Origin of the sequence: Gilliamella sp. wkB7 (assembly GCF_001693435.1) — a bacterium.
In the GTDB taxonomy this organism is placed as follows: domain Bacteria; phylum Pseudomonadota; class Gammaproteobacteria; order Enterobacterales; family Orbaceae; genus Gilliamella; species Gilliamella apicola_N.
The window spans coordinates 1,270,970-1,287,718 of the sequence record NZ_CM004509.1 but is presented as its reverse complement, the minus strand read 5'-3'; the positions used below and the strand labels follow the sequence as shown (position 1 = coordinate 1,287,718).

The window sequence follows — 16,749 nt, the reverse complement described above, 5'->3', positions numbered from 1 at the left end:
AAAAAGGTGTGAGTGAGCAAGGTCAAAAATTTTGAAAAAAGATCTTGACGAATAAGAAGGTATAGCGTAGTATACGCAGCCCTTGAGACAGCAAACTAAATAACAAAACATTTAGTTAACTTAAAAAGCTGTCAGCTCTTTAAAAAGAAGAAACAGACAATCTGTGTGGGCACTTGCGAGACGAAAGATTAAAGTCTACGGACTAAAAAATTAAGTCTTGATAAGTGACACTGAAGATTCATTTGAATATGTCAGAGACAGTTATTGAGCATCAAACTTTAAATTGAAGAGTTTGATCATGGCTCAGATTGAACGCTGGCGGCAGGCTTAACACATGCAAGTCGAACGGTAACATGAGTGCTTGCACTTGATGACGAGTGGCGGACGGGTGAGTAAAGTATGGGGATCTGCCGAATGGAGGGGGACAACAGTTGGAAACGACTGCTAATACCGCATAAAGTTGAGAGACCAAAGCATGGGACCTTCGGGCCATGCGCCATTTGATGAACCCATATGGGATTAGCTGGTTGGTAGGGTAATGGCTTACCAAGGCGACGATCTCTAGCTGGTCTGAGAGGATGACCAGCCACACTGGAACTGAGACACGGTCCAGACTCCTACGGGAGGCAGCAGTGGGGAATATTGCACAATGGGGGGAACCCTGATGCAGCCATGCCGCGTGTATGAAGAAGGCCTTCGGGTTGTAAAGTACTTTCGGTAATGAGGAAGGTGGTGTATCTAATAGGTGCATCAATTGACGTTAATTACAGAAGAAGCACCGGCTAACTCCGTGCCAGCAGCCGCGGTAATACGGAGGGTGCGAGCGTTAATCGGAATGACTGGGCGTAAAGGGCATGTAGGCGGATAATTAAGTTAGGTGTGAAAGCCCTGGGCTCAACCTAGGAATTGCACTTAAAACTGGTTAACTAGAGTATTGTAGAGGAAGGTAGAATTCCACGTGTAGCGGTGAAATGCGTAGAGATGTGGAGGAATACCGGTGGCGAAGGCGGCCTTCTGGACAGATACTGACGCTGAGATGCGAAAGCGTGGGGAGCAAACAGGATTAGATACCCTGGTAGTCCACGCTGTAAACGATGTCGATTTGGAGTTTGTTGCCTAGAGTGATGGGCTCCGAAGCTAACGCGATAAATCGACCGCCTGGGGAGTACGGCCGCAAGGTTAAAACTCAAATGAATTGACGGGGGCCCGCACAAGCGGTGGAGCATGTGGTTTAATTCGATGCAACGCGAAGAACCTTACCTGGTCTTGACATCCACAGAATCTTGCAGAGATGCGAGAGTGCCTTCGGGAACTGTGAGACAGGTGCTGCATGGCTGTCGTCAGCTCGTGTTGTGAAATGTTGGGTTAAGTCCCGCAACGAGCGCAACCCTTATCCTTTGTTGCCATCGGTTCGGCCGGGAACTCAAAGGAGACTGCCGTTGATAAAGCGGAGGAAGGTGGGGACGACGTCAAGTCATCATGGCCCTTACGACCAGGGCTACACACGTGCTACAATGGCGTATACAAAGGGAGGCGACCTCGCGAGAGCAAGCGGACCTCATAAAGTACGTCTAAGTCCGGATTGGAGTCTGCAACTCGACTCCATGAAGTCGGAATCGCTAGTAATCGTGAATCAGAATGTCACGGTGAATACGTTCCCGGGCCTTGTACACACCGCCCGTCACACCATGGGAGTGGGTTGCACCAGAAGTAGATAGCTTAACCTTCGGGGGGGCGTTTACCACGGTGTGGTCCATGACTGGGGTGAAGTCGTAACAAGGTAACCGTAGGGGAACCTGCGGTTGGATCACCTCCTTACGAAGAGCTCGTAAGTGTTCACACAGATTGTTTGTTTATAAAGAAGAAGTAATTAAGTCCCCTTCGTCTAGAGGCCTAGGACATCGCCCTTTCACGGCGGTAACAGGGGTTCGAATCCCCTAGGGGACGCCATAAAATGTGATGAAATTGCTTCTTAGTAAAATTATGTTTGTATTTACTTGAAGTCGTGAGATGGTAAAGTGAATAGAAGTATAAAGCTCTTTAACAATTAGGAACAAGCTGAAAGAAACGAGTTCTCGTTTTTATGTTGAGCTGATGTATGAAGATATGTTGGTTTGGCATAAGAAAGAGAAAAAAGCGTAATGAAAACCAAGACAACTGTGAGTTGTAAGGTTAAGAAATTAAGCGTACACGGTGGATGCCTAGGCAATCAGAGGCGAAGAAGGACGTGTTAATCTGCGAAAAGCAACGGTAAGTCGATAAAAGGCGCTATAACCGTTGATGTCCGAATGGGGAAACCCAGTGCAGGTGACTGCACTATCATCTGATGAATTCATAGTCAGATGAGGCGAACCGGGAGAACTGAAACATCTAAGTACCCCGAGGAAAAGAAATCAACCGAGATTCCCTGAGTAGCGGCGAGCGAAAGGGGAGAAGCCCAAGCGGGTAGCATGATGTATTAATGGAAGCGTCTGGAAAGTCGCACGATAGAGGGTGAAAGTCCCGTACATGAAAATGCATGATGTGGAAGCTTATAGAGTAGGGCGGGACACGTGATATCCTGTCTGAAGAAGGGGGGACCATCCTCCAAGGCTAAATACTCCTGATTGACCGATAGTGAACCAGTACCGTGAGGGAAAGGCGAAAAGAACCCCGGGAGGGGAGTGAAATAGACCCTGAAACCGTGTACGTACAATCAGTGGGAGCTGTTACCGTTGGGTAATAGTGACTGCGTACCTTTTGTATAATGGGTCAGCGACTTATATTCTGTAGCGAGGTTAACCGAATAGGGGAGCCGAAGGGAAACCGAGTATTAACTGTGCGTTAAGTTGCAGGGTATAGACCCGAAACCCGGTGATCTAGCCATGGGCAGGTTGAAGGTTGGTTAACACTAACTGGAGGACCGAACCGACTAATGTTGAAAAATTAGCGGATGACCTGTGGCTGGGGGTGAAAGGCCAATCAAACCGGGAGATAGCTGGTTCTCCCCGAAAGCTATTTAGGTAGCGCCTCATGAGTAACTGTTGGGGTAGAGCACTGTTTCGGCTAGGGGGCCATCCCGGCTTACCAACCCGATGCAAACTACGAATACTGACAAGTTTAATCATGGGAGACACACGGCGGGTGCTAACGTTCGTCGTGAAGAGGGAAACAACCCAGACCGCCAGCTAAGGTCCCAAAGTCATAGTTAAGTGGGAAACGAAGTGGGAAGGCTTAGACAGCTAGGATGTTGGCTTAGAAGCAGCCATCATTTAAAGAAAGCGTAATAGCTCACTAGTCGAGTCGGCCTGCGCGGAAGATGTAACGGGGCTAAAACTATGCACCGAAGCTGCGGCAGCGCACGAAAGTGTGTTGGGTAGGGGAGCGTTCTGTAAGCCGTTGAAGGTGTATTGTGAGGTATGCTGGAGGTATCAGAAGTGCGAATGCTGACATAAGTAACGATAAAGCGGGTGAAAAGCCCGCTCGCCGGAAGACCAAGGGTTCCTGTCCAACGTTAATCGGGGCAGGGTGAGTCGACCCCTAAGGAGAGGCCGAAGGGCGTATCTGATGGGAAACGGGTTAATATTCCCGTACTGGCTATAACTGCGATGGGGGGACGAAGAAGGCTAGGTTTACCACCTATTGGATGGTGGGTTAAGCGTGTAGGGGTGTGATTAGGCAAATCCGGTCACTGAGACCCTGAGGCGTGATGACGAGCTACTAAGGTAGTGAAGTAATTGATGCCCTGCTTCCAGGAAAATCCTCTAAGCTTCAGGTTATAGTTAATCGTACCCGAAACCGACACAGGTGGTCAGGTAGAGAATACTAAGGCGCTTGAGAGAACTCGGGTGAAGGAACTAGGCAAAATGGTGCCGTAACTTCGGGAGAAGGCACGCTGATTGTAATTGAAGTCCCACGCGGACGGAGGTGAACTCAGTCGAAGATACCAGCTGGCTGCAACTGTTTAATAAAAACACAGCACTGTGCAAACACGAAAGTGGACGTATACGGTGTGACGCCTGCCCGGTGCTGGAAGGTTAATTGATGGGGTTATGCGTAAGCAGAAGCTCTTGATCGAAGCCCCAGTAAACGGCGGCCGTAACTATAACGGTCCTAAGGTAGCGAAATTCCTTGTCGGGTAAGTTCCGACCTGCACGAATGGCGTAATGATGGCCAGGCTGTCTCCACCCGAGACTCAGTGAAATTGAAATTGCCGTGAAGATGCGGTGTACCCGTGGCAAGACGGAAAGACCCCGTGAACCTTTACTATAGCTTGACAGTGAACATTGAGCCTTAATGTGTAGGATAGGTGGGAGACTAAGAAGTGTGTACGCCAGTATGCATGGAGTCGACCTTGAAATACCACCCTTTAATGTTTGATGTTCTAACCTATACTTCTGAATCGAGGTAAGGGACACTGTCTGGTGGGTAGTTTGACTGGGGCGGTCTCCTCCCAAAGAGTAACGGAGGAGCACGAAGGTTAGCTAATCCTGGTCGGACATCAGGAGGTTAGTGCAATGGCAAAAGCTAGCTTGACTGCGAGAGTGACGGCTCGAGCAGGTACGAAAGTAGGTCATAGTGATCCGGTGGTTCTGAATGGAAGGGCCATCGCTCAACGGATAAAAGGTACTCCGGGGATAACAGGCTGATACCGCCCAAGAGTTCATATCGACGGCGGTGTTTGGCACCTCGATGTCGGCTCATCACATCCTGGGGCTGAAGTAGGTCCCAAGGGTACGGCTGTTCGCCGTTTAAAGTGGTACGCGAGCTGGGTTTAGAACGTCGTGAGACAGTTCGGTCCCTATCTGCCATGGGCGTAGGAAAATTGAGAGGGTTTGCTTCTAGTACGAGAGGACCGAAGTGAACGCACCGCTGGTGTTCGGGTTGTGATGCCAATTGCATTGCCCGGTAGCTACGTGCGGAATAGATAAGTGCTGAAAGCATCTAAGTACGAAACTAGCCTCGAGATGAGTTTTCCCTGATGAGAGTCAGTAAGGTCCGTTTGAGACTAAGACGTAGATAGGTCAGGTGTGTAAGTGTAGTGATACATTGAGCTAACTGATACTAATGAACCGAGAGTCTTAACCTTACAACTCGGAGTTGTTTTGGATACGCGAGTAGTTGATTATGAGATAATCGAACAGTTTGTTCCGGATTGAGAGATGAGTGCAGATATGAGATAATGCACTGATTGAGAGAAAGAGAAGACAGAATATGTCTGGCGGTAATAGCGCGGTGGTCCCACCTGACCCCATGCCGAACTCAGAAGTGAAACGCCGAAGTGCCGATGGTAGTGTGGGTATTACCCATGTGAGAGTAGGGAGCCGCCAGACTTTTAAATTTATATATACATACCAAATTCGGTGGAGCGGTAGTTCAGTTGGTTAGAATACCTGCCTGTCACGCAGGGGGTCGCGGGTTCGAGCCCCGTCCGTTCCGCCACCTTATTTAGGGGCGTAGTTCAATTGGTAGAGCACCGGTCTCCAAAACCGGGTGTTGGGAGTTCGAGACTCTCCGCCCCTGCCAAAAATGATGATTTGTTCTAATTTTAGCCGTTCGGTAACTTTTACTAACATAAATAAAAAATTTTTGTTTACAGATTAAGTTAGTGAATTATAATTCCCGCCCAAATACTTTTACAATCTAGAGGATATAAAATGGCTGAAAGTTTTGTAAGTCAACAACGTTTTTTTGATAATAAGAATTATCCAAGGGGGTTCTCTCGCCATGGTGATTTCACAATTAAAGAAGCACAAATTTTAGAAAAATATGGTTGTGCTTTTAGGGATCTTGATGCAGAAACAAGAAAGCCTGTTACAGCAGACGAAAAGTCATTTGTAGCAGTGTGTAAAGGAAAAAAAGAACCTTCTACTGATTTAGAAAAAGCATGGTTAAAATACTTATCCCGTATAAATAAGCCGAAACGTTTTCATACATTATCAGGCGGTAAGCCTCAAGTTGATGTTAATGATGATTTCGTAGATAGTGATGATTAATTCTTTTAACCAATATTTTTGTGTAATTGAATTAATAAACGATCCATAGAACGATAACTTAAAGCTTCTGAAATATGTTTTCGTTCTATGTTTTCTGATAGCTCTAAATCTGCAATAGTGCGGGATACTTTCAATATTCTATGCCATGCTCTAGCTGAAAGCCCTAATTTTATCAAAGCTTGTTCTAAATACTCATTATCTTCATCAGATAATTGACAATAAAGTTGAATGTCATTAGAGGTTAGTTGACTATTTAATTTTTTATTTCTTTCCATTTGAATGTTTCTGGCTCGTAAAACTCTTTCTTTTACTATTTCAGTAGATTCACTCTTTATTGCTCTCTGACGCAATGCTCCTTTAGGTAAAAGTGGAACTTCAATAGATATATCAAATCTATCTAAAAAAGGTCCTGACAGTCGATTTAGATAACGAATGATTTGTTGAGGAGTCGTTCTGTTATGCGTTCCTTGATAGTGCCCTGTAGGACTTGGATTCATTGCTGCTATAAGTTGAAACCTAGCTGGAAATTTTATTTTAGCATTTGCTCTTGAAATAATGATTTCACCTGATTCAATAGGTTCTCTTAACGCATCAAGGACTTTACGATTAAATTCAGGAAGTTCATCTAAAAATAACACTCCATTATGAGCTAGTGATATTTCACCAGGTTTAGGTATTGATCCCCCTCCAACCAATGCTGCAATTGAAGCACTATGATGAGGCGATCTGAAAGGGCGTTTACGCCAATTTTGAATTGATCCATTTGAACTAACCAAACTAGTAATTGCTGCACTTTCTAGTGCTTCTGCATCAGATAATGGAGGTAGTAATGATGTTAACCGCGTTGCTAACATTGTTTTACCTGTTCCAGGCGGACCTATTAATAATAAATTATGACCTCCAGCGGCCGCTATTTCCAATGCTCTTTTAGCATGCTCTTGCCCAATAATATCCTGCAGATTAGCTAACGTATCATTACCATTATGGTATTCTCTATAAGCTACTAACGGTAAGCTTATTTCTTGTGTCAAATGTTGACATACCTCGACTAAATTATTTGTGATTAATGTATTTCCTTGCTGTATTAAAGATATTTCTGATTGATTCTCTGCTGATATTATTAGCGAACGCTGCTTTTTTTGGGATGAAAGTGCAGCGGGTATAGCACCTTTAACTGCTCTAATTTCTCCAGATAAAGCAAGCTCTCCTAAAAATTCATATTTAGATAAATTATCAGAGGGAATTTGTTGTGTTGCAGCAAGAATTGCAATAGCAATAGGTAAATCAAAACGACTGCCTTCTTTTGGGAGATCGGCTGGCGACAAATTTACAGTTATTTTTTTTGCAGGAAAAGTAAATCCACTATTGATGATTGCACTTCTAACACGATCTTTTGCTTCTTTGACAGTTGCTTCAGGAAGACCAACTAGGACAAAACCAGGTAATCCATTACTAATATGAACTTCTACATTTATTTGTGGAGCTTGTATTCCAATGGATGCGCGAGTGAAAATAGTTGCAAGTGACATAATTTTAATCTTTAACATTTAAATTTATTATCACTTTATTTATATATTAGTCATGCATAAATCTCATTATTAAATTTATGCGTTTTTGTTCGCAATAAATATGATATTTTTTCTGTTATTTACTCTTTTTCACTAATCAAGAATCTCGAAATAAATAATGATATAAAAAATAGACAAGTGTTACTTAACACAACGGATGGACCTGTTGGGGTATCGTAAATGAATGAAAATAATAATCCTCCAATGATAGATAACATACCGATAATTATTGCTATTAGTGCCATAGATTCAGGTGTTTTTGAATAATATTTGGCTGTTGCAGCAGGAATAATAAGTAACGATGTGATAATAAGTGCGCCTACAAATTTCATTGCTATTCCTATTGTAAACGCTAATAAAAGGGTTAAAAGCAATTTTGTGAATTGTATATTAATACCGTTACTAAATGCTAATTCTTCACTAACAGTAATGAATAAAAAATTATTCCATTGCCAAAGTAGTAAAGTGCCAATAAGCATTACACAAATAATAATTTGAAAAAGATCAGAATATGTTACAGATAGAAGATCGCCAAATAAGTATCCCATCAAGTCAATACGTATATTCTTCATTAAGCTAATAACTACTAGGCCTAGTGATAATGCACTGTGAGCCAAAATACCAAGTAAGGTATCAATTGGCAATTGCTTTTGAGATTCCAGCCAAAGTAATCCTATAGCAAGTAAAAGTGTTATAAAAATAACAGCATAAAACAAATTTATGTTGAGTAGAAAACCAAATGCAATACCGAGTAAAGCTGCATGTGATAAAGTATCACCAAAATATGACATTCTTCTCCATACAACAAATGTACCTAACGGACCTGTTACTGTAGTTAAAAATAAACCCGCTAATAAAGATGGTAATAGTAACTCAATCATTATCTTTTTTTCCAATTTTAGGTAAGATTATTTAATTATTTTGCTGTTCATTAGTGTGTTTACATAGATCATGTTGATGATTGTGATGATGTTTATAAACAGCGATTTGAGATGCACCTTGTTGACCAAAAAGAGAAATAAATTCTGGATCATTTGAGACACTAGCTGGCGTTCCTGAACAACAAATATGATGATTTAAGCAGATGACTTCATCTGTTTTAGCCATTACCAAATGTAGATCATGTGAAACCATTAAAACACCACAATTAAACTGTGTTTTCGCATTACTAATTAAATCATATAATAAAACCTGTCCATTAACATCTACCCCCTGCGTCGGTTCATCTAGGATTAATAATTGGGGGCGTTTAGCTAACGCCTGAGCAAGTAGAACTCTTTGCAGTTCACCGCCAGACAGTTGATGCATTGATTTATCAATTAAATATTCTGCTTTTACCAAAGATAGGATGTTTAGAACATTTTTACTATTTAATTGTTTATTCAAATACATAAAACGCTTTACAGTAATGGGTAAGGTCGGATTAAGTTTGATGGATTGTGGAACATAACCAATTGTTAAGTTAGTTAAACGAGTTATCTTTCCTGATGTATAAGGCATTAATCCCAAAATGACTTTAACTAATGTTGATTTACCTGCACCATTTGGGCCAAGTAACGTTACAATTTGATTTGTGCTAATTGATAACGAAACATTATGTATTATTTTTTGATGTTTTATTTCAACCGAAACATTATCTAGCGAAATTAGCTGAGTCATATTAACGTAAGTCCTTGCTCACCTATATGTTATGTTATACTATAACAATAATGTGATCTATTCTACCATAATTTATAACTATAGGATAATAATGTGAAAAAAAATGCACAAATTAAATCTAATCGATTATTGCGATTCTTAAAAATGCTAGGTCCATTGCTCATTATTAATGGGTTTATTTTAGATGCGAATGCAAACATTATTTCCTCTGTAAAACCTATTGCTTTTATAACTCAAGCGGTTTCTGATGGCATAACAAATACTGATATTTTATTGCCTGACGGAACATCTCCTCACACATATTCTTTAAAACCATCGGATTTAGCTAAAATAAAAACAGCTGAATTGATTATTTGGGTTGGTGAGGACTTAGAAACATTCATGCCTACAGTTTTAAAAAGTATTGATAAGGACAAACAAATAGAATTAATGGATATACCCACCATTAAAAGTTTACTACGAACCAGTACAAATAATCATGATCAACATGAAACCCATACTCATAATAATGATTCTGATCATGATCATCATGGTGAATACGATGAGCATATTTGGCTTTCCCCAAAAATAGCCAAAGAGATTGCTCAAGCCGTACATGATAAACTTATTACTATATATCCCGACAAAAAAGATATTATTGATGAAAATTTAAACGAATTCGCCGTTAAACTAGCTGAAACAGAACAAAACATTGCAAAAAAACTTATTAACGTACAAAATAGCGGATATTTTGTTTTTCATGATGCCTATGGGTATTTTGAATCACAGTTCGGATTAAAAAATCTAGGTAGTTTTACCATAAATCCAGCAGTACAGCCCGGTGTTCAAACCGTTTATGCTATCAAACGAGAATTAAAAGAACATCAAGCAGTATGTGTATTTAGAGAGCCACAGTTTAGCCCTGCAGTTATTGAAAAAATAGTGAATGGAACAGATGTTCGTATTGGCGAATTGAATCCTTTGGGTACAGATATCACTTTATCCAAAAATGCCTATTCACAATTTTTATTAAGATTAACACAGCAACTGTTGGATTGTTTAGATAAAAAGTAATATAGATAATAAATAGTTAAGGTTAATTTTGGCAAGTAAGATTGAATCCCCTGATATTGAAAAGAATAAATCTAATTTTCCCTATTTTTCACTATTAGGTGTTCTTCTTGTGGTTATCTTATTTACCGTATTATGGCGGCCCCTTAATTTGGAACGCACGGTATATGTTCCTTTGACTCCTCAAGTTGAAACGACAGTAACAGATAATATTAATTCTTCAGTTGTTGGAGATGCTCGAATTGAAGTTGTTGGCGGTAAGTCAACAACAGATCAAATTACTGAATCATCAGATGTTCCTGAGGATGAAATAGTTAAAGATGAGTTAGATGACATTATTGAAGATAAGGGTAACACAGTGCAATATACTGTTGCACGGGGTGATACTTTACATGATATTTTACTAAGATATAACATAAATAGAAGGGATGTTTACCAATTAACAACCAATTTTAAACAGTTAGCCAATTTAAGAATCGGCCAACAAGTTAGTTGGACTACTGATGATTCCCATAATTTACAAAGCTTTAGTTGGATAATATCCAGTAACAATATCAGAATTTATGAAAAATCAGGCAATAAATTTATCGAAAGTTCTGAAACTGTAGAAGTGGTACCTCAGGATGTAGTTATAAAAGGGGATATAAAAACCAGTTTTGTTGCTGATGCGCGTAAAAGTGGATTAACAAGTAGTGAAATTGGAGTTATCACTCGGGCTTTGCAATGGCGCTTAGATTTTCGTCGTTTAAAAGTTGGTGATAAATTTTCGGTAATTTTATCGCGCGAAGTACATGGTAAACGCTTGTCTAATAGTCAATTAATCGGTGTTCGCATTAAAAATGGTAGCAAAGATTATTATGCTATTTTAGCTGATGATGGTCAATATTATGATATTAACGGTGGCAGCTTATCACAAAGTTTTTTCCGATATCCTCTTGAAAAACAGGCTCGTGTATCATCAGGATTTAACCCACGTCGATTAAATCCTGTTACTGGTATTGTTACTCCTCACAATGGCGTTGACTTTGCCGTATCCCGAGGAACACCTGTTTTATCAGTAGGTAATGGTGAAGTGGTTATTGCCAAGTACAGTGGTTCTGCGGGTAACTATATTGCTATTCGTCATGGTCGTCAATATATGACAACTTATATGCATCTGGATAAAATATTGGTAAAACCTGGTCAACAAGTTAAACAAGGTGATAAGATTGGTCTATCAGGCAACACAGGGCGATCGACAGGACCTCATCTACACTTTGAGTTACATATTAATAATAAACCTGTTAATCCATTAACAGCAAGTTTACCTATTTCAGAAGGGCTAACTGGTAAATCCAAAAAAGCATTTTTGTCAAAAGTTAAAGATATACGCTCGCAGCTAAATTTTTAAAAAATTTATAGGTTAATTTTATACTAAAACATACCCATTTCCTGAAACTTTTTAACAAAAAGAAGGTCAAGGTATCCTTAAGAAATTATGTTATTATAAGGTTAATTTTGATTGAATAATAAATGTTAGGTGTAGCTTGAATAAATCAACCAAAACAACTAAAAAAAGATCCGCTAAAAAGGTCAAGAAAAAGACTTTATGGCGACGGCTTTGGTCGCTTCTGTTTAAAGTCTTTCTTGTTTTTGCTGCTGTAGCTATAATTTATGGTATCTATCTTGACCAGCAAATCAAAGAGCGTATTGATGGTAATGTTTGGGAATTGCCAGCTGCAGTTTATGGTCAAATTATTGATCTTGAACCTGATAGTGAATACAGTTTAAGTGATGTAGTAACTATGTTAGTTGGGGCTCAATATCGACAGCAAGACACCAAAGCAACACGCCCAGGCGAATTTATTGTCAGTAACGATACCGTACAAATTTATCGTCGACCTTTTACTTTTCCTGATGGTGAAGAAAAAGCATTTCGTGTCAAAATTTCATTTTATGAAAACCATATTGATCGTATCACTAATTTAGATACAGGACGTGATTTTGGGTTACTACGCATTGATCCTAAATTAATTACTATGCTGCATTCTCCTAATGGTGAACAGCGATTATTTGTGCCATTAAAAGAATTTCCTGATTCACTCATACAAACTTTAATAGCTACTGAAGATAAGCGCTTTTATAATCATTATGGAGTGAGTTTATACTCTATTGGACGTGCGATTTTTGTTAATTTAACAACTGGTCGTACCGAAGGTGGTAGTACCTTAACGCAACAAACAGTAAAAAATCTTTTTTTGACTAATGAACGTAGCTTAAGCAGAAAGATCCGCGAAGCTTATATGGCATTGATTTTAGATGCCAGATATAGCAAGGAGAGAATTTTAGAATTATATCTAAATGAAGTCTATTTTGGACAAGCAGGTAGTGAAGAGATTCATGGTTTTCCACTAGCTAGCCTGTATTATTTTGGACGTCCTGTCAATGAGCTTACATTAGATCAGCAAGCAGTTTTAGTTGGAATGGTAAAAGGCGCATCACTTTATAACCCTTGGACACAACCAAAACAAGTTCTTGAGCGTCGTAATATTGTTTTAAAACTTACCCAACAACAAGGTATTATTGATGATGAGTTATATGATTTATTAAGTCAGCGCCCACTCTCTGTTTTACCCAAAGGAGGCGTCATTTCTCCTCAACCAGCATTTATGCAAGTTGTACGCAGTGAACTGAGAAAGCAGTTAGGAGATAAAGCTGATCATCTTTCAGGAATGAAGATCTTCACTACTTTTGATCCAGTCGCTCAGGCAGCGGCCGAACAAGCAGTAACCAATCAAATAGAATCATTACGTAAATCTACGAACAAAGATTTACAAACTGCAATGGTTATTGTTAGTCGAGAAACCGGTGAAATTCGATCAATTATAGGTAGTGCTGAACCACGTTATCCTGGTTATAATCGAGCATGGTTAACAAGACGATCAATTGGATCTTTAGCTAAACCTTCAACCTATTTGACTGCTTTAGGACAACCAGATAATTATCAACTTAATAGTTGGCTTAATGATAATCCGCTGTCAATTAAAGTCGATAATGGAAGCTACTGGGAACCGAAAAATTTTGACCGAAAATATCGTGATCGTGTTATGTTAGTGGATGCTTTAGCACTCTCACTTAATGTACCAACAGTTAATCTAGGAATGGAATTAGGACTTGATGCGAGTAAAAATACTTTAGAGGCATTAGGTGTACCAGCAGATCGCATACCTAATTTACCATCAAGATTACTTGGAGCTTTAGAATTAACGCCATTAGAAACAGCACAGATGTTTCAAACTATTACTAATAATGGTCAACGTTCGCCATTAACTATTCTCCGATATGTATTAACGGATAAAGGAAAGTTGGTTTATCAAAGTTATCCACAGCAACTACAAGCTGTGTCAGCACAGTCCGCTTATTTAACAACTTATGCAATGCAACAGGTCGTTGAATCGGGTACATCGCGTTCGTTAAAAGCCAAATATGGACCATTTAAACTCGCTGCTAAAACTGGGACAAGTAACGATTCACGAGATAGTTGGTTTACAGGAATTGATGGTAAAAATGTTGCTGTCATCTGGATTGGGCTTGATGACCATTCTCCTATGAAATTAACAGGAGCAACGGGAGCGCTAAAAATTTATAGTGAATATTTACAAAATAATCCACCTAAGAAATTAGTACTGCCCATGCCACAAAATATTTTTATGATGCCAATTGATAGCAATGGTCAGTGGCAATGTGGTGGAAGTGGTGTTCGTACGTTGCCTGTATGGAGCGCTAATCCCCAAGGTTTGTGTTCTGGCAGTAACCAATCGGTGTCAGATAAATCGGCACCATCTTGGGTATCTGAAATGTTAAATAACTAAGTAGGACTCTATGCCTGAATTACCAGAAGTCGAAACAAGTCGTCGTGGTATTTTACCTTATTTGAAAGGTCAGACTATTAAACAAATAATTGTTCGACAGCCTAAATTGCGTTGGCCAGTTGATGATGCAATTAAGAATGCTCAAGGACAAGTTATTTTAGATGTTCAAAGACGTGCGAAATATCTGTTGTTACAATTGTCTTATAACTGGATAGTAATTCATTTAGGAATGTCAGGTAGTTTACGCATTTTAAAAAATCATCAAGAAGCTGAAAAACATGACCATATTGATTTGGTTTTAGAAAATGGTGTGATATTACGTTACACAGACCCAAGACGTTTTGGGTCTTGGCTTTGGGCTAATTCACTCGATGATGTATTCCAATTGCAACATTTGGGACCAGAACCTTTGAGTGATGCGTTTTCAGCAAACTATTTATTTGATAAAGCAAAAAACCGAAAAATACCCATTAAAAGTTGGATTATGGATAATCATATTGTGGTTGGCGTTGGCAATATTTATGCTTCAGAATCATTGTTCATGGCAAAAATTAATCCCAATCGAAAAGTCAATTCTATACAATTAGTGGAATTTGAGAGATTAGTTAATGCTATTAAGCAAGTACTTACTAAATCAATTACACAAGGTGGTACCACGCTTAAAGATTTTCTGCAATCAGATGGAAAACCAGGTTATTTCGCTCAAGAACTTCAAGTTTACGGTAGAGACGGTGAAAAATGTCATATTTGTAATGCAGAAATAAAATCACAAAAAATTGGGCAACGTAATACGTTCTATTGTGAACAATGCCAAAACTAATTGTCTATTTTTTTATGCAATTAGTTACTTAAAACAGTCGATGTAAGTTAACAATAATATCAATAACCAATTGGGCTAAAAAATTAAAATTTGTACAAATAACATCTATTTTGTTTCTTTAAACCATCATCAACGCAGATAAGTATACATACCAATTTTTCAATTAATTAGTGTTTACTAACTGAAATGCTAATTATTGGAATGCAGCAAAGAAGTAAATATTCGAAATGTTTTTGCTTGGAAGTGGCTAGACTTGTTACGCGATATCGGATATCTTTTGAGAGTATAAAAGTATTTGTCTTTTATAAAGTTTATTATGTAGCGCTAATTAATTAGTGATAAAATATTAAACTTCAAAGATGTTTCAATCGCGTTATTTCTAATTTGCATTGATTTTAATGTAATTTATTTCGCTTTTATTAAGGAATTTAAGATGATCAAATTTGCTTGTCGCTTTTTGATAACTTTATTTGTTTTATTTTATACGATGATTGCTAATGCAGATGTTCGCATTATTATCACCGATGGCGTTAGTTCTGCCAAACCGATAGCAGTTGTACCCTTTAAGTGGACGGGATCGGGTGTACCTCCACAAAATATTGAAGATATTATTGCTTCAGATTTACGCAATAGTGGTAAATTTAATCCTATTGATGTTAATAATATGCCACAAAAGCCAACCACTGCTTCAGAAGTTACTCCTGCTGTTTGGGATCAACTTGGTGTTTCAGCAGTGGTTATTGGTTCCATTCAACCTGATGCTTCTGGAAAATATTTAATTAATTATCAATTAATTGATACCGTTACTCGTCCTGGTGCAGTTTTAGCACAAAATCAATATTCGATTGATAAACGTTGGATTCGTTATGCAGCTCATACGGCAAGTGATGAAATTTTTGAATCACTAACAGGTATAAAAGGCGCTTTTAGAACTCGTATTGCTTATGTGGTTAAAACTACCAGAGGGCCTTTTTCACACGAATTAAGAGTGTCTGATTACGATGGATATGATCAAATGACTGTCCACCGTTCTAAAGAACCATTAATGTCTCCTACATGGTCACCAGATGGTAAAAAACTTGCTTATGTAACTTTTGAAGGTGGTCGTTCATCATTAGTTGTAAAATCATTAGAAACCGGTGCTGTTCAAACAATTGCAGCTTTTCCAAAACATAATGGTGCCCCTGCTTTTTCACCTGATGGCAGTAAATTAGCTTTTGCATTATCCAAAGATGGAAGCCTAAATTTATATATTATGGATTTGAGTTCAAAGAAATTAACTCAAATTACATCAGGCCGTAGCAATGATACTGAACCATCATGGATGCCAGATAGCCAAACAATTGTTTATACTTCTGACCAAGCAGGTCGTCCTCAACTTTATACCATTAATATCAATGGTGGTACTCCGCAGCGTTTAACATGGGATAACACACAAAATCAAAATGCCCGTGTAGCTCCTGATGGTTCTTTTATTGCAATGATTTCGACAAATAACGGCGAACAGCATATTACTCGATATGACACAGAAACAAACACTTATCAACGATTGACGGATTCATTTTTGGATGAAACTCCAAGCATAGCACCTAATGGAACTATGATTATTTATAGTTCAACACAAGGATTAGGCACAATTTTGAATCTTGTTTCAACCGATGGTAATTTTAAAGCTAAGCTACCTGCGACTGATGGACAAGTAAAATTCCCTGCTTGGTCGCCATATTTATAAATAAAGGATTGAAATTTATTCTATATTCTGAATATTAAAATTGTGCAAAATGTAATAGCGTTATAATATATAACGCTATTATTTCTAATTGATA

Annotated in this window: 9 protein-coding genes, 3 tRNA genes and 3 rRNA genes; 12 read left to right on the top strand and 3 right to left on the bottom strand. The window is 39.0% G+C overall.

Going from position 1 to position 16,749, the window contains the following annotated elements; genetic code table 11:
- The first annotated feature begins 280 nt into the window (after positions 1-280).
- From A9G17_RS13410 to A9G17_RS05535, 7 genes are all read left to right on the top strand, one after another.
- A 16S ribosomal RNA gene (locus tag A9G17_RS13410) occupies positions 281-1,818 on the top strand.
- 56 nt (positions 1,819-1,874) lie between these two features.
- Positions 1,875-1,950 (top strand) — tRNA-Glu (locus tag A9G17_RS05560).
- 220 nt (positions 1,951-2,170) lie between these two features.
- Positions 2,171-5,068, top strand: a 23S ribosomal RNA gene (locus tag A9G17_RS13405).
- 128 nt (positions 5,069-5,196) lie between these two features.
- Positions 5,197-5,312: ribosomal RNA gene (gene rrf, locus A9G17_RS05550) — 5S ribosomal RNA — on the top strand.
- Together the 16S, 23S and 5S rRNA genes with 3 tRNA genes alongside form the textbook arrangement of a ribosomal RNA operon.
- A gap of 32 nt (positions 5,313-5,344) precedes the next feature.
- A tRNA-Asp gene (locus A9G17_RS05545) sits at positions 5,345-5,421 on the top strand.
- Positions 5,422-5,429: 8 nt separating this feature from the next.
- Positions 5,430-5,505, top strand: a tRNA-Trp gene (locus tag A9G17_RS05540).
- Positions 5,506-5,636: 131 nt separating this feature from the next.
- Positions 5,637-5,975 (top strand): MaoP family protein, encoded by a 339-nt coding sequence (locus A9G17_RS05535; protein WP_039129930.1) that lies wholly within the window; start codon positions 5,637-5,639, stop codon positions 5,973-5,975.
- 5 nt (positions 5,976-5,980) lie between these two features.
- Here A9G17_RS05535 and A9G17_RS05530 read toward each other — a convergent pair whose 3' ends face one another.
- The 3 genes from A9G17_RS05530 to znuC all read right to left on the bottom strand — a co-directional run bounded on the left by A9G17_RS05530 (position 5,981) and on the right by znuC (position 9,202).
- On the bottom strand, positions 5,981-7,504 hold the full coding sequence (locus A9G17_RS05530) for a YifB family Mg chelatase-like AAA ATPase (RefSeq protein WP_065737861.1): 1,524 nt from the start codon (positions 7,502-7,504) through the stop codon (positions 5,981-5,983).
- A gap of 119 nt (positions 7,505-7,623) precedes the next feature.
- On the bottom strand, positions 7,624-8,424 hold the full coding sequence (gene znuB / locus A9G17_RS05525) for a zinc ABC transporter permease subunit ZnuB (protein ID WP_065737860.1): 801 nt from the start codon (positions 8,422-8,424) through the stop codon (positions 7,624-7,626).
- A 31-nt stretch (positions 8,425-8,455) separates the two neighbouring features.
- The gene (gene znuC / locus A9G17_RS05520) at positions 8,456-9,202 is read right to left on the bottom strand and encodes a zinc ABC transporter ATP-binding protein ZnuC (protein ID WP_065737859.1); all 747 of its coding nucleotides are present in this window, start codon (positions 9,200-9,202) and stop codon (positions 8,456-8,458) included.
- A 93-nt stretch (positions 9,203-9,295) separates the two neighbouring features.
- Between znuC and znuA the strand changes: the two genes are divergently transcribed.
- From znuA to tolB, 5 genes are all read left to right on the top strand, one after another.
- Entirely contained in the window at positions 9,296-10,255 is a 960-nt protein-coding gene (gene znuA / locus A9G17_RS05515; RefSeq protein ID WP_218059762.1) for a zinc ABC transporter substrate-binding protein ZnuA, read from the top strand.
- Positions 10,256-10,283: 28 nt separating this feature from the next.
- Positions 10,284-11,642, top strand: a complete 1,359-nt coding sequence (gene mepM, locus A9G17_RS05510) for a murein DD-endopeptidase MepM (RefSeq protein ID WP_065737858.1) — start codon at positions 10,284-10,286, stop codon at positions 11,640-11,642.
- 136 nt (positions 11,643-11,778) lie between these two features.
- Complete coding sequence (gene mrcB, locus A9G17_RS05505) at positions 11,779-14,103, top strand: bifunctional glycosyl transferase/transpeptidase (RefSeq protein ID WP_065737857.1); 2,325 nt, start codon at positions 11,779-11,781, stop codon at positions 14,101-14,103.
- 10 nt (positions 14,104-14,113) lie between these two features.
- The gene (gene mutM, locus A9G17_RS05500) at positions 14,114-14,923 is read left to right on the top strand and encodes a bifunctional DNA-formamidopyrimidine glycosylase/DNA-(apurinic or apyrimidinic site) lyase (RefSeq protein WP_065737856.1); all 810 of its coding nucleotides are present in this window, start codon (positions 14,114-14,116) and stop codon (positions 14,921-14,923) included.
- A gap of 436 nt (positions 14,924-15,359) precedes the next feature.
- Positions 15,360-16,655 (top strand): Tol-Pal system beta propeller repeat protein TolB, encoded by a 1,296-nt coding sequence (tolB, locus tag A9G17_RS05495; protein WP_065739098.1) that lies wholly within the window; start codon positions 15,360-15,362, stop codon positions 16,653-16,655.
- Positions 16,656-16,749: the final 94 nt, after the last annotated feature.

Excerpts from the sequence above, each read along its gene's own strand:
- mutM (WP_065737856.1), top strand. The coding sequence starts at position 14,114 with ATGCCTGAATTACCAGAAGTCGAAACAAGTCGTCGTGGTATTTTACCT.
- A9G17_RS05535 (WP_039129930.1), top strand. The coding sequence starts at position 5,637 with ATGGCTGAAAGTTTTGTAAGTCAACAACGTTTTTTTGATAATAAGAAT.
- znuB (WP_065737860.1), bottom strand. The coding sequence starts at position 8,424 with ATGATTGAGTTACTATTACCATCTTTATTAGCGGGTTTATTTTTAACT.
- A9G17_RS05530 (WP_065737861.1), bottom strand. The coding sequence starts at position 7,504 with ATGTCACTTGCAACTATTTTCACTCGCGCATCCATTGGAATACAAGCT.
- znuC (WP_065737859.1), bottom strand. The coding sequence starts at position 9,202 with ATGACTCAGCTAATTTCGCTAGATAATGTTTCGGTTGAAATAAAACAT.